At 43.5% G+C, this 20,989-nt stretch carries 11 protein-coding genes; 5 read left to right on the forward strand and 6 right to left on the reverse strand.

Going from position 1 to position 20,989, the window contains the following annotated elements:
- Window positions 1-168 precede the first annotated feature (168 nt).
- The 4 genes from porQ (at window position 169) to pfkA (ending at window position 3,837) form a co-directional block, all read left to right on the forward strand.
- Entirely contained in the window at window positions 169-1,170 is a 1,002-nt protein-coding gene (gene porQ, locus C825_RS07265; protein ID WP_007654880.1) for a type IX secretion system protein PorQ, read from the forward strand.
- Window positions 1,171-1,191: 21 nt separating this feature from the next.
- Window positions 1,192-1,881 carry a (d)CMP kinase gene (cmk, locus tag C825_RS07270; protein WP_010801987.1) on the forward strand — a complete coding sequence of 230 codons (690 nt, stop codon included), beginning with the start codon at window positions 1,192-1,194 and terminating at the stop codon, window positions 1,879-1,881.
- 6 nt (window positions 1,882-1,887) lie between these two features.
- A complete protein-coding gene (locus tag C825_RS07275; protein ID WP_010801988.1) occupies window positions 1,888-2,760 on the forward strand; it encodes a 4-hydroxy-3-methylbut-2-enyl diphosphate reductase in 873 nt (290 codons plus the stop codon).
- A 96-nt stretch (window positions 2,761-2,856) separates the two neighbouring features.
- Window positions 2,857-3,837, forward strand: a complete 981-nt coding sequence (pfkA, locus tag C825_RS07280) for a 6-phosphofructokinase (RefSeq protein WP_007654871.1) — start codon at window positions 2,857-2,859, stop codon at window positions 3,835-3,837.
- A gap of 84 nt (window positions 3,838-3,921) precedes the next feature.
- Here pfkA and meaB read toward each other — a convergent pair whose 3' ends face one another.
- From meaB to C825_RS07310, 6 genes are all read right to left on the reverse strand, one after another.
- The gene (meaB, locus tag C825_RS07285; RefSeq protein ID WP_010801989.1) at window positions 3,922-5,016 is read right to left on the reverse strand and encodes a methylmalonyl Co-A mutase-associated GTPase MeaB; all 1,095 of its coding nucleotides are present in this window, start codon (window positions 5,014-5,016) and stop codon (window positions 3,922-3,924) included.
- Between the two features lie 86 nt (window positions 5,017-5,102).
- Window positions 5,103-6,215, reverse strand: coding sequence for a DUF1573 domain-containing protein (locus tag C825_RS07290; protein ID WP_044214795.1), 1,113 nt, complete (start codon window positions 6,213-6,215; stop codon window positions 5,103-5,105).
- A 29-nt stretch (window positions 6,216-6,244) separates the two neighbouring features.
- Window positions 6,245-6,622, reverse strand: a complete 378-nt coding sequence (locus tag C825_RS07295) for a DUF1573 domain-containing protein (RefSeq protein WP_007654868.1) — start codon at window positions 6,620-6,622, stop codon at window positions 6,245-6,247.
- A 155-nt stretch (window positions 6,623-6,777) separates the two neighbouring features.
- Window positions 6,778-12,453: an alpha-2-macroglobulin family protein gene (locus C825_RS07300; RefSeq protein ID WP_010801991.1), complete on the reverse strand. Its 5,676-nt coding sequence runs from the start codon at window positions 12,451-12,453 to the stop codon at window positions 6,778-6,780.
- Window positions 12,454-12,698: 245 nt separating this feature from the next.
- Complete coding sequence (locus C825_RS07305) at window positions 12,699-13,196, reverse strand: dihydrofolate reductase (protein ID WP_007654866.1); 498 nt, start codon at window positions 13,194-13,196, stop codon at window positions 12,699-12,701.
- Window positions 13,197-13,263: 67 nt separating this feature from the next.
- Window positions 13,264-14,058 (reverse strand): thymidylate synthase, encoded by a 795-nt coding sequence (locus C825_RS07310; RefSeq protein WP_010801992.1) that lies wholly within the window; start codon window positions 14,056-14,058, stop codon window positions 13,264-13,266.
- A gap of 1,763 nt (window positions 14,059-15,821) precedes the next feature.
- On the opposite strand from C825_RS07310, the gene C825_RS07315 reads away from it, so the two are divergent.
- Complete coding sequence (locus C825_RS07315; protein ID WP_010801994.1) at window positions 15,822-20,939, forward strand: DUF6383 domain-containing protein; 5,118 nt, start codon at window positions 15,822-15,824, stop codon at window positions 20,937-20,939.
- The last annotated feature ends 50 nt before the right edge of the window (window positions 20,940-20,989 follow it).

The raw sequence follows: 20,989 nt of genomic DNA on the forward strand, positions 1-20,989 counted from the left end.
TTTTATATCCAAATATAAAAAGGGAGAAATACTTCAATATTTTCACTTTATTTTTGAACCAAAATAAAAATAATGGTGTTTATATACCTTTTTCTTGTTTTTTCCGTTTCTCTTTATGGAATATGTTATAACTGCATTTTATCTTTGTACGCATTTTGTTAAGAAAATATGAGACATACATTAATTATATTGTTCTTTTCTTTCGTTTTACAATCGGTCGCGGCACAATCCGGAGATCAGGTGTTTGAATTTCTGACTTTACCTTCATCTGCCAGAGCTAATGCTTTGGGGGGGCATACCGTGTCATTGGTAGAACGTGATCCGTCCCTTATCTTTCACAACCCGGCGCTGCTTGGAGGTGAAATGGACGGGATGATCAATCTGGATTACATGAACTATATTGCAGATGTGAACGTGGGGAGTGCCCTGTTTACTAAAGCATTTCGTGAACGTGGAGCCTGGGGAGCAGGAGTCCATTATTTCCATAACGGAAAATTCAAGGGAATGGATGAGAATAATCAGTCGACAGGTGACTTCACAGCCAGTGATATCGCTGTGAACGGTTTCTTTTCGTATGATCTGTCCGAACGCTGGCGGGGCGGTGTCTCTATGAAGTTCCTTTATTCCAATTATGATATTTACACCTCGTTGGGGGTATGTTTCGATGCCGGGCTGAGTTATTACAATTCGGAAAAGGAGTTTTCATTCGGTGTCGTACTGAAAAATATCGGGGCACAGTTGAAGCCTTATTATGAAGACCGCCAAAAAATGCCGTGGGATATCCAGATGGGGATTTCTAAAAAGATGAACCATGCCCCTTTGCGTTTGTCACTAACGGCTATGTATCTGAATCGTTGGAAATTTGATTATATAGATAATGCGGATAAAGATTATAAAGGTGATAATTTTGCCAAAGCATTATTTAAGCACCTGGTAATCGGTATCGATTATATACCCAGCGAAAACTTCTGGATTGGGGTGGGATTCAATCCGAAGACTAAAATGGATATGAAACTGCAGGGAGGCGGAAACGGGTTGGCTGGCTTTTCTGCCGGGGCCGGCGTGAAGATAAAGATGTTTGATGTCGGTGTCTCTTTTGCTAAATATCATCCGTCGGCTATGTCGATGATGATGAGTGTTTCGACTACGCTGGCCGATTTTAAACCTTAGGAAATATAAATAAATGTAAGAATGAAAAAGATAGTAATCGCTATAGACGGTGTTTCCTCTACGGGGAAAAGTACTATGGCAAAAGATCTGGCAAAGGAAATTGGTTATACATATATTGATACCGGTGCCATGTATCGTGCTGTTACATTATATTGTATACAGCATAATTTGTTTAAAGGGGATCAGATCGATGAAGAAAAACTGCAGGAATCGATGAATGATATCCATATATCTCTCCGGTTTAATCCGGAAACCGGTCGTCCGGATACTTATCTGAATGGCGTGAAGGTTGAAAAGGAAATCCGTGGAATGGAAGTAGCCAGATGGGTTAGTCCGGTAGCGACTTTGGGTTTCGTTCGCCGTGCACTGGTTGCCATGCAGCAGGAAATGGGCAAGGAGAAGGGTATAATCATGGACGGAAGAGATATAGGTACGGTTGTATTCCCGGAGGCAGAGTTGAAAATTTATGTGACAGCCAGCCCGGAAGTACGTGCACAGCGCCGTCTGGATGAACTGAAAGCAAAAGGTGAGGCCGCTTCTTTCGAAGAAGTACTTGAAAACGTGAAGACGCGGGATCGTATCGATTCTACCCGTAAAGAAAGTCCGCTGCGCCAGGCCGATGATGCTGTGGTGCTGGATAATTCGCATATGACTATCGCTGAACAAAAAGCGTGGCTTCTTGTTCAATTTAATAAAGCTGCGGTGGAATAAATAATCATGATTGAAGTCGAAATAGATAAAGGTTCCGGATTCTGTTTTGGAGTTGTTACAGCTATTGAAAGCGCTGAACGTGAACTGGATAACACTGATATCCTGTATTGCCTGGGTGACATTGTACATAACAGCCTGGAGGTAGAACGTCTTCAGGCACAGGGATTACGCACTATCGATCACCATGAATTTTCGAAGCTGAAAGGAAAAAAAGTCTTGCTTCGTGCACATGGAGAACCTCCTTCTACCTACGAGATTGCAAAGCAGAATGAGATAACGATCGTCGATGCAACGTGTCCGGTCGTGCTCCAGTTGCAACGGAAGATACATAAATGTTATCAAGAGACGCGTGAAAATAATACACAGCTGGTGATTTACGGTAAAAAAGGACATGCCGAAGTAAACGGCCTTGTCGGCCAGACTGATGGTACGGCCATTGTGGTTGAAAAGATAGAAGACCTGGACCGTTTGGATTTCAGCCGTGATATTTGTCTTTTCTCCCAGACGACAAAGTCTTTGGACGGGTTCCGTAAGATCGTGGAAGAAATATATAAACGGAAAACGGAGGATGCCCGTTTTGAATACCACGATACGATTTGCCGTCAGGTGGCAAACCGCCTTCCGAATATAAAGGCCTTTGCTTCCAGCCATGACTGGGTTTATTTTGTGGCGGGAAAGAAAAGTTCGAACGGTAAGATGTTGCTGGAAGAATGCCGGAAAGCAAATCCGAATACTCTCTTTATTTCTGAGGTAAAAGAGATAACCGAACCGCTGCCTGCCGGTGTCCGCCGTGTAGGAGTCTGCGGCGCCACATCAACCCCTAAATGGCTGATGGAAGAGGTTGCCGTGCGTATTCGGGAGTTGAATGCAAGCCGATGATAAAACGGTTAAGATTTCATGAAGTTTAAGAGAAAATGAAAGAATGTTGGTAAATAATTACTATTTTTGCCGCGAATAATTTAAAATAAAGACGCTATGTCTACAATTAAATGTATTGGCATTTTAACGTCCGGAGGTGATGCTCCCGGAATGAACGCTGCCATCCGTGCAGTGACGCGTTCCGCTATCTATAACGGGATGAGAGTTAAAGGTATTTTCCGAGGATACAGAGGATTGATTACAGGTGAGATTGAAGAGTTCAAGACACAAAATGTAAGTAACATCATCCAGCGTGGTGGAACAATATTGAAGACAGCTCGTTGTTTGGAGTTCAAGACTCCCGAAGGCCGTAAGCAGGCATACGACAAGTTAATGGAAGAGGGGATCGACGCCCTGATCGCTATCGGTGGTGACGGAACGTTGACCGGTGCGCGCATCTTTGCACAGGAGTTCAATTATCCGATAGTCGGTGTTCCCGGTACGATCGATAATGACTTATATGGTACGGATGTAACGATCGGTTATGATACGGCATTGAACACGATCATGGAATGTGTGGATAAGATACGTGATACAGCCACTTCCCACGACCGTCTGTTCTTTATCGAAGTGATGGGACGTGATGCCGGTTTCCTGGCTTTGAACGGTGCGATTGCTTCAGGTGCCGAAGCGGCTATTATCCCGGAAATCTCCATGGAAAAAGACCAGTTGGCAGAAATGATCGAAAACGGTTTCCGTAAATCGAAGAACAGTAGTATCGTATTGGTTGCAGAAAGTGAAGTAACCGGCGGTGCCATGGGAGTGGCCGAACGTGTGAAAACTGAATATCCGCAATTTGATGTCCGTGTATCTATCCTCGGACACTTGCAGCGTGGCGGATCTCCGACTGCCCAGGACCGTATTCTGGCTACCCGCATGGGAGTTGCAGCCGTTGATGCTTTGCTGGATGATCAGCGTAATGTCATGATGGGTATCCAGAATGACCAGATCGTATATGTTCCGTTCTCAAAAGCGATCAAAAATGACAAACCGATCAACCGTGATCTGCTGAATACACTGCGTGTGTCTTCTATCTGATCCGGCATTGAAAAAGAGAATATAAAAAGAAAGCCCGTTGAATCATTTGATCCGACGGGCTTTCTTTTTATATATCAATTAAGTTTATTTCTTTGACAGGTTTTCCAGGAACAGGTCCATCATTCTTTTGGCAGCTACGAATGAACTGATCTCATTTTTCAGCACCTGTTGTTCGGTGGAAGACAGCATGCTTTCCACAGCCGGATTGTGATAGAATGTTTCCCGTAATGTATCATTGATGCTTTCGTACATCCAATATTTGGCTTGTTCGTTCCGCTTATAGTCGAAATAACCGTTCTTTTTAGTAAATTCCATATATTCGCCGACCATATCCCAGATTTCCTTGATACCTAAATTATAATATCCGGAGTAAGTCAGCACCTTAGGAAACCATCCGGAATCAGCGGGTGGAAAAAGGTGCAAAGCATTCTTGAACTGGGCAGCAGCCAGCTTTGCCTTATCGATATTGTCGCCATCCGCCTTATTGATGATGATCCCGTCTGCCATTTCCATAATACCACGCTTGATGCCCTGCAACTCGTCACCTGTGCCGGCTAACTGGATGAGCAGGAAGAAGTCGACCATCGAGTGAACAGCCGTTTCACTCTGTCCGACACCTACCGTTTCAACGAACACGGTATTGAAGCCGGCAGCTTCGCACAAAACGATCGTTTCGCGTGTTTTGCGGGCAACACCTCCCAATGATCCTGCCGAGGGGGAAGGGCGGATAAACGCATTTTTCTCACGTGACAGGGCTTCCATACGGGTTTTGTCACCGAGAATACTACCTTTGGATCGTTCGCTGCTCGGATCGATAGCCAATACAGCCAGTTTGCGTCCTTCTTTGATCAGGTGCATGCCGAAAGCATCGATAGACGTACTTTTCCCGGCTCCGGGAACACCCGTAATACCGATACGGACTGATTTGCCTGCATGCGGAAGACATTTTTCAATGATTTCCTGGGCTATTTGCTGATGTTCATATTTCGCACTTTCAACTAGCGTGACAGCCTGGCTGAGGATGGTTATATTACCTTTCAGTATCCCTTCGACGAACTCGGAAGGGGTATATTCTCTGCGTAATTTTTTTTTGAGGTATGGGTTTACAGTCGGTACGTCGGCTACTCCCTTGTTTACCTTTAATCCTCTGTAAAGATCGTCGTTTTCGGGATGTTCCATGATGAATAATTATTTAATGTGCTAATGTGCCAATATGCCAATCGAAAAAGACATTGGCATATTGGCACATTGTTTTAATTGGCTTATTATTTCTCTGCTGTTACCTTTATCAGGCGAACAGGACCGTTCGGGTCGTTACAAACAATATTTACTAGTGCTTCCAGTTTCGTCTTGATCTCTCGCGGACGGACTGATATTTTAAATGTCGCCGTTGTTCCCGGTTTTACTTCTCTTTTTCCTCCTGAAATATCAACCCGTTCATCGTCGCTGGTAAAGCTGTGGATGATAAGCGGAGATTTCCCGGTGTTGGTTACTTCGACAGTACCGGTCACTTTTCCACCGATCAGAGGAATGAAACCTCCTTTTTCCGGTAATTTACCGAAGTCAAGTAATGTGCCGGACAACTGTGCAATCGGTGCCTGTGCCTTTTCCGCAGCCGAAAGTTTACCGAAGTTGTCGATGATATTGGCTGCGACGTGTACTCCGCCGGAAACTTCTTTCTGACCGATACTTTCGATCGTTAAAGGTATTTCTGTTGTAACCCGGCCTTTTCTTTTGGTTGCTTTGGCATCGAGAAGTAAAGTTATTTCACCGACTTCATCCGGTGCCAGTTGGGTTGGACGTACTTCGACAGTCAGGAAATGAGGCACTTTTCCCGGATGGATTGTCAGGGTCGTCTTTCCTTCATTCTTTACGCTGATCTTTTCACCCAGTGTTTCGTCGGGGCGGATACTGCTGTACAGTACCGTCTTGGTCTGCATCTTCAGGTCGCCTATCGAATACGGGTAAATTAGAACCGGTGTAAGCGGTTTCGGTGTCACATTCCCTTTGATTGCCAGTGTATAACTGCCTTTCTTACCATTGCTGAATATGGAAATAGTTTTATAAAAAGGGCCGGGACGACCTTTGGGGTTGTAAGTTACTTTTACATTGCCCGTTTTTCCCGGAGCGACCGGCTCTTTTGTCCATTCCGGTTGCGTACAACCGCAAGACGCTGTAACACGGGTGATGACGAGTGGGCCGTCTCCCGTATTCTTTATTTCAAAAGTATGACTGGCCAATCCGTCAGCTTCAGCGATTGTACCGAAGTTGTACGTCAGTTCGTCTGCACTTATCTGAGCTCCGTTCTGTGCTGCCATATGCACAGCAAAGAATAATATGCTGCAAAGGATAAAGCTCAGTCTTTTCATATTCAGCATTCTTTGTTTTTAGTTTTGCTTGTTGGAAATCAAATTACCTCTCCCCGTATCGTCAGGATAAAACTTCCGGTTTTTCCGTTGCTGTAAACTGAAATTGTTTTTGAGAACGGACCGGGACGTCCTTTCGGATCGTATGTTATCTTGATGTTTCCGCTTGCTCCCGGAGCGATCGGTTCTTTTGTCCATTCCGGGGTGGTACATCCGCAGGAAGCGATGACGCGGGTAATCGCCAACGGCGCATCCCCTGTGTTTTTTACGACAAATGTCGCGGAAACTTTTCCATCAGCTTCTTTTATCTGTCCAAAGTCATGAGAGGTTTCGTCTGCTGCGATAACAGCTTTTTTCTGAGCTGAGGCCATTCCTGTAGCAAGCAGGATTGCCATAAAAATAAAAATAATCTGTTTCATTTTACTTTTTATTTAGCTATTGTTTATTCTACAAAGATAGACAATTGAATTGAAAATTGAGAATTGAAAATTGAAAATTACCTTTGGACGGATATAAGAACATTCTGCTACTCTTCATATTCAATCCCTGATTTTCAATTTCCAATTTTTAATTTTCAATTAACCGTGAGATTATTCCCTTCCGTATGTGACACAAATTCAGGTGCGTACAGGCATTGGATGGAACTTAGTCCTCCGGCATATTCACCGGTGCGGGACACGTAAACCGGATATTCGATCACGAAAGTTCCTTCCGGCAGGCGGCTGAAGAAGAAGTTTTCGGAAACATCCGTAGGCGACTGGTAATAGGCGACTCCGTCTCTGAACTGTGTCCCTGATAGCTGGTTGGCAGGTTCGAAACAGCCGGCGCGCAGGTCTTTCAGGAATACGTAATCCATTTCGCGGTCTGTCCGGATAGTCAGGCGTATGATTACTTTGTCTCCGACGCGGAGTTTTCCGTTTTCTACCGGTACAATTTGTAAACCGCTGCCGCTGTTGTTTTCGATGAATAATTTCTTTTCAACATTGAGTACACCTTTCTGTTTTTCTACTTTGTCGATGTTTTCGAAATACTGTTCGTAAACGGCTCCCCAGGCAGGCGTATTTCCTTCCTTCCGAATGGAAATGGAATTACTACCGGAAGAAATTTCTTTTTCATCCAGTACCACCTTCAGATAACCGGTTGCTGTTTCATCTTCAGCTGTGCTGTATGTTTTGCCGCCCCATGTTACGGTGCAGGTATTATTTTCATTCAGCCAGTCGTTTCCGGTCAGAATTAATGCGTAGATGGCATTCAGCGTTGCAGGAACAGATTCCCAGTTCTGCGTACGTTTCTGGTTCAACAGCCATTGTTTCATACGGTCGGTCTCTTTCTTGTCTTGCGATAAGGTATTGAACACTTTCATCAGCAGGCAATGAGTGTCGATCGGCGAAGTGAAATAACTGTTGCCTCTCCGGTTATTGGCCCAATACATTCCCTGTTCGGCGGTCGTGGTGGCTGTTTTGCGCAACCAGGCCAATATCGTATTGGCAACTTCTTTTTTGCCGTTGCGGTACATCAGCAGGGCGATTTCGCCTTTTCCGTAAAGGGATTGTTCGTTCCAGGTCTTTTCTGCCTGCGTTGTATAGAAACGGATTGCTTCGCGGGCATCACCCAGTTCCGGAATGTCGCGGTAAGCGCTGCGGACATAAAGAAATTCGAGTTGCAATGCGTTCGGAACGCTGCTCTGCCATTTCTTGTTGTTCTTTTGCAGGCTTTCATAATCGGACTGCATTTGTTTGTCCAGGTATTTGAGCGCTTTCATCTGCATTTCCTTTTCCTGCTGTCCGTATTGTACGGCACTCATTTCAACCAATTGTGACATACCTTTCAGGATAGACAGTGTTATTTCGCGGCTTGCCGGGAAACCTTTGAACCAGCTCCATCCGCCATCTTCGTTCTGTAGCTTTACTATTTGTTGCATGGCTACTTCGCGTTGTTGTGCAGCCCGGTTCATATCAAACAACAGGGATAAACGCTGCTTTTGTTCCGTTTCATTCTCGGCAGCCAGCACCCAGGGAGTTTCTTCCAGCAGGATATTCTTCAGCTCTTGATTCTTCTGGAGATTTGAATAAAGGGTAGAAGCGGTTCCGCCCTGTGCCTTCCACTGGCTGATTACTTTTTGGATGCGCGGATTGGCTGTTGCGATATAATAAGCCAGCGTATTGCTATAATAAGAGGCGAACCAGGAAATGACATTGTCATTTGTCGGTTGGGTAAGCGTAGGCAAAGCCTGTACGGCGTACCAGATAGGATTGCCTGTCAGTTCCAATGTCATTCTGAACGGATTGCGGCTGTCCGTTCCATTCTTTCCTGACAACCGGATTCGTTTTTCTCCGTTCTCCATCAGGTAGAAAGGTATGCTTTCCGTTACCAGTATTTGGTTGGAGAGAACCGGAATCAAATGTTGTTCACCGTCACTGCCGGATTCGGAATCTGCTACGATGCGGCAACCAATCAGATTGGTGGTCTCCGGTACGCGGAAGGTCCATGAAGCGGTGGTGATGCTGTCGGCAGACAAGGTAAACGGCTTTTGCGATTTTGTCAGGCAGATAACCGGCTGGTCGGTTGCCGGGTCGAACAATTCAAGGCTGACACGTCCGTTGATAGTCGCTTTTGAATTGTTGATAACCTGTGTGCTGACGGATACTTCGTCACCCTGGCGCATGAAGCGTGGCAGGTTCGGCAATACCATCAACGGTTTGCTGCTGATGACTTCTTTGGTCAGCATGCCGTATTTCATGTCTTCCGTATTGGCCAGTGCCTGGAACTTCCAGGTCGTATTGCTTTCCGGTAACGTGAACTGTACCATGACGTCTCCCTCCTCATTCGTCAGTAATGACGGATAGAAGAAAGCGGTTTCGTTGAAGTTTTCGCGTATCTGGACAACTTGCTGCTCTGACATTCCCTTTTCAGCCGGAGCACCGTCTGCCAGAGAGAAGACAGCCATGCCTGATTCCTCTACTTCATCGTCTGCAACCATTTCTACATTTCCGGTAGCGGTTGCAGCGTCATTCGTTCTGTAACCGATAACCTGTGCTTCAGCAGCGGCCATAGGGGCTGCCGACTTCATCATGATACCTCCGGCATACATTCCCCGGTTTCTGAAATTCATGATTCCTTGCCAGTTCAAACGGTCATATTGATAATCCGGAACATTGACATTTTTCGACTCTTCTGATTTATAGGCTGTCCTGTCATCCATGCCGATACCTCTGTTGAAAGAGGGGGCAGACAAGTAGAAATATCTTCTCAGGTCGAAATTCCATCTGAAGGAACCGGACGGTAATATTTTATCTAATGACGCGTCGTACATGCTGGCCAGCATTTCTGCCATAACAGGCATGGAGTCTGCATCTAAAATCCTGAATTTCCATGTCTCCTTATTGCCGGGTAGCAAGTGGTCACGGAAGGTAATCGGTTTGATTGCCAAAGAGAGATTCGGTTGTTGGCGTTTAATATCAGTTCGTGATGTATATAATTTGCCGTCTTTTACAAAGGTAAATTGTGCCACGACTCCTTCTCCGTAGCTTTCCATGAATGGGATACGGAAGAGATGATTCTCATTACTCAGTACGATGCGTTTGCGTGAAATACATTGGTTGTCCTGGTAAAGTTCATATAAAATATGTGCGTCTTTGTCGGATGTGCCAAACAATATCTTCGCCTCTTCACCGGGAAGACACCAGACTTTTTCATCTAACATCCAGGTATGCATGAATACCGGCGGTCTTTTGTCGCGTAAACTATATAGGATGAAATCCTGCTTTGTAGTAACCGGGCGTCCTTGTGAATCATTTGCATCCAGCTTGATCTGATAACGGCCGGAAGCTAGTTTGGCGAATACATTTTTATCAATCGTTTTGCCGGATGTAAAATTACCGGTTGCCACCTGTTCTTTTACTTCGTATTCAATGATTCCGTATTTGGATGGTTTTTCGGTGTCGCCCAATCTGTTTATCGTATAAGTTCCATTCACTGTTATTTTTTCACCGTTCAGTGTTTGTGCCGATACGGAAGCTTTTACAGAATCTTTGTCGAGTTGTCCGGAAAGGTCGGTATTCAGGACAATACTAGATGTCCCGACAGAGAATACGGAAGTCGCTTCCTGGGTTTCACCATTGCTGTCGGTTAATGTGGCTGTGACCAGATAACTTTGATAGGCAGGGAGATTGCTACTAGATTTTTCCGGACGGAAACTGAAAGAGAATGTCCCGTCGCTGTTCACAGTAACCTGTCCTTCTGCTACTTGTTCATTAGAAAAACTACTGATGTAGCTACGTAACCAGAAGGGACGTTTGTTGATACGGTAAGTAATCTCTCCGCTTTGCAGGGAGATACCGGAAAAAGTCTGTGCCTTTCCCTGGATTGTCACCAGGTCGCCGAACGTAATTTCACCTTTTACGGGAAGTAAATCAATGAAGAAAGTGGGACGTTTGTATTCCTCTACACGGACATTTACACTTTGATATTCGGTAGACAGCGTGAACATTCCTCCAAGGGTTTGCTGAGGCAAAGTGAATTCACCGTTGAAAGAACCGAATTTATTCGTCTTGAACTCTTTGGTGGCCACTTCTTTCCAGTTCGCATCCCTGAGAGTTACTTTGAACGTTTCGCCTTCGATGGCATGAGGCTTGTCGGTCGTATTTGTGTAAGCGATTCCTTTGAAATACATATTTTGTCCCGGGCGGTAAAGTCCGCGGTCTGTAAACAAGGCCAGTTCCGGACGTTTTGTCTGGCTGATTTCCCGTCGTCCGTTCGGATAAACGGCTGTCAGCATTGTTTGTGAATCTCCCGGACGGGCCACTTGATAAGCCATCATATCGCGTTTATGTGGAAAGACAGCGATGCCGTCTTTATCTGTTTTTACGGTTCCCTGTGGTTGCATCTCACGGCGTTTTCCCGAATAATAAGTTACTGAGGCATCAGTGATTGGTTTGCCACTTAAATAATCGGTCACCAATACCTCCGTATTTCCATTTTGCATACTGCGCGAAACGGCAGCCAGGCGGCTTACCTCGAATAGATTGTTCGTTTTCAGCGCCGTTCCGGGAGCAGTAATAACACATTCATACAATCCTGTCTGGTCCATCGGGATGACGAGGCTCGTATCCAGCTCGGTATAGGTATTCGGTACTTTTAATGAAAAAGTAACTTCTTTGACCAGGGTTCCCAAATTGTTTGCAGTATCCTGGGCATTATAATTAAGTGTCTGTTGCGGAGTTTTCAAACTCTTGTATATGCGGGCGGTAATCTGCCGGATATTTTGATATGTGAGTTTTAGAGTCAGTTTTTTCCCCGGATATACAGTATTGTCTGTGTTGACTTGCAGGAACGGGTTTTGCATATTGGCCAGCCTGTTTTTTATCAGGCCGATCCGTTCATAGTTCGGAAAGCGGGCAATTGTTTCTTTGCAAAGTTCGTACTCGGCAGCTTTCAGAGAATCCATATTGGCTTCTGTTCCATATCCGTAAAATCCGTTATTCAGTTTAGCGGCAATAATTTCCACAGAATAGTCTTTATTACCGTAGATAGCTAACAGGCTATCCAATGCGGATGTATAATTTTCTCTTGCCTGTTCGGAATAGCGGGTGGTATATTTGAATCTCAGATAGTCCAGGTTGGCAAGCATGGCTGCTTTTTTGTCCGGTTGCGTGTTCAGATAGGCAATAAGTTCTTCATATATCTCTGTGGAAGGAGCGATATCAAGAGCACGGAACGCCAGAAAGTCATATAATGTAGGGCGTAGGGCTGGCGTGTCTTTTCCAGTCTCCAGTATGGCTTTGAAATCGGATACCGGTGTTTCCTGCAACAGCTTCGCCGGTTGCAGGGATGCAGTCAATTCTTCCTTTATCTTATTCGTGAAAAGGTTTGAAGTCCATTCGCGGATATCTTCGGGAACGTATCCGGCCAGGTCGGTCCGCTGATTAATCTTCCAGCGGTTCATCGTATAATACTGATTGTACATTTCGGCAACCATCGAATGGAGTACGGCTGTAGAAGCCGGTTCTTTACATTCGGCCGCATAGTTTTCCACTTCCTTGATAAGTTTGGGGAAGTCATCGTCATTCACATCCAGTTGTTCTTTCATCCGGCTGATCAGCGCTTTGATGAGTTGCGGTGTATTTTTACCTTGAATAGCCTCGGTAATCATTTTGCTTTCATTTTTAGGTTGTGCCGCATTTGTATACATGATAACCGCTGAAATACAGCATAGTATCAGGGCGGAAACAATAATAGCTTTTATCTTCATATCTATATGGGTTTACATGTTAAACAACGTTCTTTGCTATATAGATACAAAGAAAGGGTAAAAAGATGTAAACTGTTTGTTAATAAGGTGTAATAATGAATTGGCGTGGTAATAAGCAATGAGGAGGTGTAAGGTTCAGGATTTCTATAGGAAGGTTATTGTTTTCGACGTCCTCATAAACATTCACGAGGGCGTCAAAAACATTTATGAGGCCCTCGTGAACAGGAAACTATCTGTACTTTCTTTTATTTCTTGCGAACGTAAGTCAGGAATGTGTACGGATAAGCATGTTTTGCATCAGCCGGGAATTCCTGGCGTTCCACTTCTTCCCATAAATCCCAGTTTACGACCGGGAAGAAAGTATCGGCATCTTTAAACTCACCATGTACACGGGTGATGTACATTTTGTCTGCGATGCGTAAAGCCTGACGATACACCAATGCACCGCCGAGGATGAATATTTCATCTTCTTTTTCACAGATATCCAGTGCCGAACCCATTGATTCGCAGGCGAAGCAGTTTACAAAACCTGCTTCCGGCAAAGTGGTCAGGACTACATTCTTCCGATTTGGAAGCGGTCCTTTGGGCAGAGATTCGAACGTTTTACGTCCCATGATTACGGCGTGGCCGGTTGTCAAATCTTTAAAACGTCGCATATCGGCAGGCAGACGCCATAACAACTTGTTGTTTTTACCAATCGCATTGTTCTCTGCAATAGCGGCAATGATTGAAATAGTACTCATAAACTTATCGATTTATTAGTAATGTGTATACTCTCTCTTTAATTTTCAATTCTAAATTTTCAATTCCCTATACCGCCACTTCTCCTTTGATATGGGGATGCGGGTCATAACCGGTCAGGTTGAAATCTTCGTATTTGAAATCGAAGATGTTTTTTACGTCCGGATTTATTTCCATCCGGGGAAGAGGACGCGGTTCGCGGGTAAGCTGAAGCTTTACCTGTTCGAGGTGATTGCTATAGATATGAGCATCCCCCAGCGTATGAACGAAATCTCCGGCTATAAGTCCTGTCGCTTGTGCCATCATTTGTAATAATAATGCGTAAGAAGCAATATTGAAAGGTACGCCCAGGAATATATCCGCACTGCGCTGATACATCTGTAAACTCAGGCGTCCGTTCGCCACATAAAACTGGAAGAACGCATGACAAGGCGGGAGGTTCATATTATCCAGGTCACCCACATTCCAGGCACTGACAATGATCCGTCGGGAATCCGGATTATGTTTGATCGTTTCGACAGCTTCGCTGATCTGGTCGATAGAACCACCTTTATAGTCCGGCCACGAGCGCCACTGGAAACCGTAGATATGTCCCAGGTTCCCGTCGGGGTTTGCCCATTCATTCCAGATACGCACTCCATGTTCCTGCAAATATTTTGCATTGGTATCCCCTTGAAGGAACCAGAGTAATTCATAAATGATAGACTTCAGATGCAGCTTCTTCGTCGTAAGCAGAGGAAATCCCTCTTCCAGATTGAATCGCATTTGATGGCCGAAAATACTTTGTGTACCGGTACCTGTACGGTCTTCCTTCCTCACTCCCTCGGCTAATACGCGATTCAGCAATTCTAAATATTGTTTCATTTTTATCTCTATAGTAGCTTACAAAAGTACGAAAGTGATTTGTATAAAACAACAGGTAATTTTTTTTATGTTCTTTTCTCCTGGTTCTTTAGTAAGAAAATATAGCTCACATTTGATAATAAATGAACCATTCATAGCTCGTATGTTTGCCAACAGTTGTGCATAACAGTTGTGTCAGCGTGGTGAAATTGTCATCGAATGTTCTCTCATAGGTTACTGGCTATTATATTAAAAGCTACTATCAACTAGTTTATTAGTAGTTAGTTAGTGTTACTGGCCTGTACGGAGGAATTGAATACGGTGTATAGGGTAACCAACTACGGTGTACAGGGTAGCGGGATGAGGTGTACACCCTAACCGACTAGGGTGTACAGGGTAACTTTACAGGGTAAGCACTTAAGAGACAATAGGTAAGGAGGTATGTAACAGTACCTCCTTTGTCTATTTATAAGAGATGAAAGAACTAATTTAAAAAGTCACATTGCCGGATGACAGGTAACGATAACTGATGCCGGCATTGCCGGAACGGAAAGAGATTCATTTTTAACCTCCATTGAGCGAGTCCATCGTTCTGTAAACTGCCCTCCAATAAAGTTTTCAAACTTCACCTTTCAGATTTCAGGATAGATAACTGATTGAAAAATAGCGGATCCGCCTGAAGGATGCCTTACACAGGAAGTTGATTCCGATAAGTAGGTATCCGTTCGCCAACGAATAGTTATCTGTTGGCCGGCGGGAAGTTATCCGTCCCAAAAGCATAGATGTTCCGAATTGTCAAGACTGCTTTTGGGATAACAAGTGTATATATTTGAAGACAAAAGTCTTCTATTTTGCCGGCAGCTATTTAACCTTGAATTCTCGTATACATTTTTTAGCAGTTTCCTCCCTTCAGCCGGACATATTGAAAAACATTCTATCCAGAACATCTGAAAGCTGAAGGCAATAGTCTGCAATTCATAAGGAGGGCGAATCGGATAACAAACAGACTTGTATTATAGACTCTTGTATTTGATTCCGGGAATAGTTGTTTTCCGATTATAGAAATCGTTGAACCTACTTTTCCCTTGATCTTTTGGTTACTGACAAATCTTGAACCAACCCGTATCTCTGTTAGCATGTTGAACTGATTTATTTGATGGGAGGTGACAAAATGATAATCGGGAGATGTAGTCATAGTGTGCATATTACATTTATATAAATGCAAATAATTTTTTATTATACTGCTTGGAGGTATGGATAATTTTGGATATATATTTATTAATATTAAAGTACAGGTACGTTAGTTTTATGTACTTACAGAACACTCCCGTTGAGTAAAAAAAGATGCTTTAACAAATAGGCTGAATCCTTTGTGTGGAATATGAATCAAGGGCGGAGGTCGAATTTCGAATGACTAAAAAAAACGTTCCTTTTTTTCTTGCAGCAAAAATACGCATTCCTTTTGAACCTGCAATTCTTTTCAGAACTTTTTTCACTTTTCTATCTGCTTTCTTATCAGTACGATACGAAAACAAGGACAAAATACCCACTTCCTGTTACAAAAGTAAAAGAATCTTAAACGCGTGGCGAGAAAAAAGGAACGTTTAAACTCGCCAAATCGGTAATCGATGAGTAAAAAAGATGCCTGTATACAGGCATTTAACAGTTCCCCTGAAATGCTTTTTCTTGTGTCCTACGGGTTTAGGCGGTTGAAATGAGCTAAATGGACGAAAAATAGTCAATTTGAGTATAGATCATAATTTTATTAATTAAATGTTTTACGTATGAGAAAAAGTACTTTGGTAAAAGGCGGGTCGGCCGCTCTTTTATGTGCTATGGCTTTTTATGGCTTGTCTCCGATGCTGAATGCAGCAGATGCGGACTATGCTAATATAAAAGCGAAATGGTATGATGGTGTGAGCACCGAAGCTGCGTGGGATGACGAATCGACACTGGTTGGTGAAGGTTTGTATAATTTCAAGCCACTCGACAAGGTGAATGTACACAATCATTGGGAAGCTAATTCAACTTCTTATGGTAACTATGAGTCGTTGATCGATTTCACAAAGATGAATGCAGGTTTAATGAACGGTGCTTTCGTGACCTTCTTCAATCTGGATGACAGTGATACTCCAAACTATTTGAAGCCTTTTACCGGAAAGTATCTGGAAATGGCTTATTCGGATATTAAGAATCACGAAGAAATGAACACTGCCGAATATCTGAAATTTACAGATGATAAAGGCAATACGGGTTTGGGTATTTATCAGAATCAGACAGCCAGTTCACGTGTAGACTTCCTGTATAGCACTAAAGGCTTGACAGGCGTTGAAAGCGTTGAAATGGACGTTCGTGCTTTTGGTAATGTTGATTTGGTAAATCGTAAGATCGACTGGACATATGACGTATATGTTTATGATATGTCTGGTGAATATGTTGGTCAGATGGTTAGTGACCGTGCAATTTTCACGGCAAGCAATCATGAAGTAGCTACAGCGCATACACATCATATTAAAGCGCATGTTTCTGATGCTGATAATACAAATGCTAATTCTTGGCAACAAGGTTCTCTGGATAACAAGATCATTCTTGTTATGTTCAAAGGAGCTAAATCGGTTGCTGACGATGCAGTTTCTTCTACAGGCTCAAAGAACACAGAACCGTTGACAGTATTTACAAATGCTCGTTTGGCGTTCAATCGTCCTGATGTTGCTTTTGGTGCTGCAAATACGAAAGTGTTTGAAGCGGGTGCCGGACGTAATACAGCTTGTGCTGCTGACACGTTGGTTACAAATGTGGAGTTCTGGAACACATTGTATGAAAATAATAAGACTAACAATGAATATACGGCTACTTTCAGTGGTGTTGATCGTGATGGTCTTTATGCAGCAGACAGAGATCCGAAAGAAGAACTGGCATATTACGAATTGAATGTTGAATATCCATTTATAGCTGATGAAATGGAAATTTCTCAGGAAGGTGATTTGACAAAAGTTCAGGGTTGGATTTCTTTGGATCAGATGGTTGCTGACGGTAAGATCGGTAGAACAGGTACACCTGGTAAGGATAAGAAAGTTACTTATCTGATTCCTCGCGAATTCTTCGTTCAGACGGATGCTACAGAAGACCGCGATTGCAAATCAAGCGCTCGTTTCACTTACTACTTTGCTCCGCAAGAAGTAAAAGCATTTGACAAGGATAATTATATCTGGTCTACAATCACAGCTGAAGCTTCAGATACAGCTCGTTACGAACTTCAGGGTTCTTCTATTCCTGAATATAGCGAGTTGAACGATCTTCATTTCGACGAATATCTGGACTTTAAGACTGCTAAGGTTAGCTTCAAGAACTTGCCTTACTTCAATTCGGTAATCGGTCGTACAGACAATTATACTTTATCGGAAGATCTGTTCGGTGGATTGACGTTGGAAAATCGTACCAAAGCTCCGAAGCATTCAACAGGCCGTTATGATGACGACGTGAATCTTAAGGGTTGGAAGATCGTCTTCATAAATGAAGAAGGTAAGAAGGATTCAACTTATTACGAAGGACGTTTCTTGCCTATGTCTCTTTATGGATATAGCTATACCGATTGGAAAACATGGTTGGAAGCAAATGGTTGCCCTGACTGTTGTATCGAAGACGGTCCTGAAGAAGTTGGTAACTATGCAGAAGTCGATGTAATTGATTGTGACGGTAATATCAACAAGAATATCATCAGTATCAATGCAATCTTCAAATATCACCGTGGTGATGTAAACATCGGTGACGACGAGTCTAAATATGTAAATGAAACATATACAATCGCTCCGCGTCTGGTTTACGATGCTTCTGTTGCAAGATATAATGTAAATGAAGATGTACTGTCTGGTACGACTTATACTTACAGCGGTCAGGATCTGATCAACAAAGTAGGTGATGCAGTTTACTCAGGCCCGATCAAGATCTTCGGTAACAATACATTCGTATGGTTCCAGGATACCGACCAGTCTCTGTTAAGCCACGCTATGGGCGTAATGAGCTCTGAATTATTGAAATATTTTGAAAAGATCGACCGTAAGGACTTCTTCTTCGCTCCGTACGATGAGTGGGATGGTTACAAATATGAGTCAAGACCTCACACTGTGAAGGTATTTGCTACAGGTTTGAAACCTGATGTAGAAGGTGGTACAGTTGCTTCTATCAAGATCTTCAAAGAACAATTCTCTAAGACTGAAGGCATTGACGATGCAGTTTATCATACAAATGCATTCATGTTCTCTGCAGAAAGCCTTGATTTTGCAAAAGTATATGTGAAGAAAGGTTCTCAGGAAAAACCGATCGAAGAATATAATGGTGCCGTATTCGGTAAGTTTATCGGTATGAGCGTTGGCGATACTCTGGTTTACAAGGTTGACCTGGATGACGACTATGCAGTACAGTATGTAGAAGAAACAGGTCTTGACATGACTGTTAAGTATGTTCCTTACAATGACGTGAACCTGGTTCCGATCGTTACTGAAAGCTGGAACGAATGTTTCGAAGGTACTCCTAATATCTTCCACCATGTAGCTCAGTTCGGTGCAACTACAGCTAACAATAAGGGATGGAACGAATTCTATACATTCGGTACTACCGACAGAGGTTTGGTAACCACAATGAATGCAGATAAAGTGATCGGTTCTTATACCAGCTTCTATTCATTCCTGACTCAGCAGTTCGGTTCTTGCAACACTTGTGGTGGCGGTAGTCTGCCAACTTTGAATTCTTCCAGCAGTTCAAGTGAAAACTGGGTTCCTGCTCCTAACTTCATCTATAACGAAATGTTCCGTAAGGATTACAAGACTCGTTATGTAAATACTTGCTATCCGGTACGTGACGGTCAGTTCATCATTGCTGGTTTGAACATCGTTGACCCGGTTGACATGGAAGTATTCTCTAACAAGAAAGGCGCATTCGAATATGAAGTAACAGTTCTGGGCGACATGAACGGTGAGGCTTATGGTAGAGTAGATACAGTAGGTACTATGGTTCAGATTTCTCCGAACAAATACGGTGAAGTATTGGCTCTCGTTTCTGCTAAGTTCGATCCGAAAGATCGCAATGGTCTCGAAATGACTATCGATACAATCACAAGTGGTTCTGAAAAGGGCATGTGGGCTCGCTACTATGCGAAAGACTCTATCCGTTTGGCTCCGCAGCAGCATGGTGCTGACGTGGAAAAATACAACCGCGTATACTTCTTCGACCTGGATGATTACAAACATAATCTGACAGTTAACGACCAAAGATGGGCTGATCTGGGTGTTTGGGCTCCTTACGGAATCAATGTAAACGATACGCTGACAGCTGGTATCAAGGGTGACGTGAAAGTTCCTGAAGTATGGTTCAGTTCTGACGCTGCCGGTAAGAATAAGATCGACGCATTCCAGTTCGGTGTTGTAAATGGTGGTGCTTCTAAAGATTCTGTATTCTATATCCAGGGTCGTGACCTGCCTCATTACGGTACTACTGTAAGTGGTGAAGAATCTAAGATAGAACAGGAAATCAACTTGTTGAGTGCTTCTGACTTGTTCACATTCGGAACAAACAAAGCAAAAGAAGTAAAACTGTTCATCCGTGAGAAATCTATGGAACTGGCTGCAACAGCAGAAGAAAATCCTTATACATTCAAGGGTGGTGAAAACGACCTGGTGAACAATGTTCTTCGTGGTGACGTTGCTGCTAAGATCGATGTTCGTGCAACTCCGAATGTAGAAGACCTTTGCGATGTAGAAAACGCATTGTCTCTGTCGGCTGTATGTGATGTACAGAAGGATCTGCCGCTGGCATTCACTGCCGGTCTTGAAATGCCGTATATTAAAGATATGGAACCAGGTGACGTAGGTGGTAGCGATGCTCGTATCAAGTGGACAGCCACTCCGGGTGCTCAGTACTATCAGGTTGCTGTAGGTCGCTTCACTCCGAAGTACACTTCTGAAGATGTATTTATGTCTGAAGTACGTGCTGACGATGCAAGCAAGACTATTTGGGTTGAATTGTTCAACGCAACAGGTGATGTTATCCACCGTGATAACAAAGTTAACTACTGGTTGGAAGTAACTAAAGAATATACAGATGCAGCAGGTAAACCGCAGAAAGAAGTAACTAAGGTAAGTGTAGACAACTTCGAATTGCAGGGTAATACGCAGCCGATCGACAGAAACTGGGGTTATGCTCCGATTGCCCACCAGATGGACAACATGGAACTGACTACAGACATCACGAAACCGGTTAAATATACGATCCGCCTGATGGAAGGATTCCAGACAGATGCACATCAGATCGATATCTATCTGTTCGATACTCCTGCAACATGGATGGTTAGAAAACCTGTTCCGGGTATGCCTATCAACGGTGGCGAGTTCAATACAGGTGACTGGAGAACAGAAGTAGGTTCATTGCCTACAGCATATTACGAATGGCAGGATGATATCAACTTCGACGGTGAAGAATCGTTCAAGGTTTCTGCAACATCCACTTCAATAGCTGTTCATAACCTGATCCCGCAAACTGCTTACACGGCACGTGTACGTGCATTCAACGAATGTGTAGGTGGTGAAGAAATGATTCCGTCGGAAGATTATTATGACTTCGCTACATCTAAGACTGCTACCTCTACAGGTGACATCTACTTCGATGAAGCTGACGAACATGATCCGGTATCTAACGAATCTATCAATACAACTGACGTAACAGTTCTGGGTGGCCAGGGTAAGGTAACGATCCTGAATGCTGCTAACAAGAATGTTGTCATCAGCAACGTATTGGGTCAGACAATTGCTAACACGACAATCAATTCCGACAATGTTACATTCAATGCTCCGGCAGGAATCGTAGTTGTAGTAGTTGATGGAACAACAGTGAAGGCTGTCGTTAAGTAAGACAATGAATAACTATTGATATAAAGAAGTTTATAATCAATAATTTAAAA

Origin of the sequence: Parabacteroides sp. ASF519, assembly GCF_000364265.2 — a bacterium.
Classification (GTDB): domain Bacteria; phylum Bacteroidota; class Bacteroidia; order Bacteroidales; family Tannerellaceae; genus Parabacteroides; species Parabacteroides goldsteinii.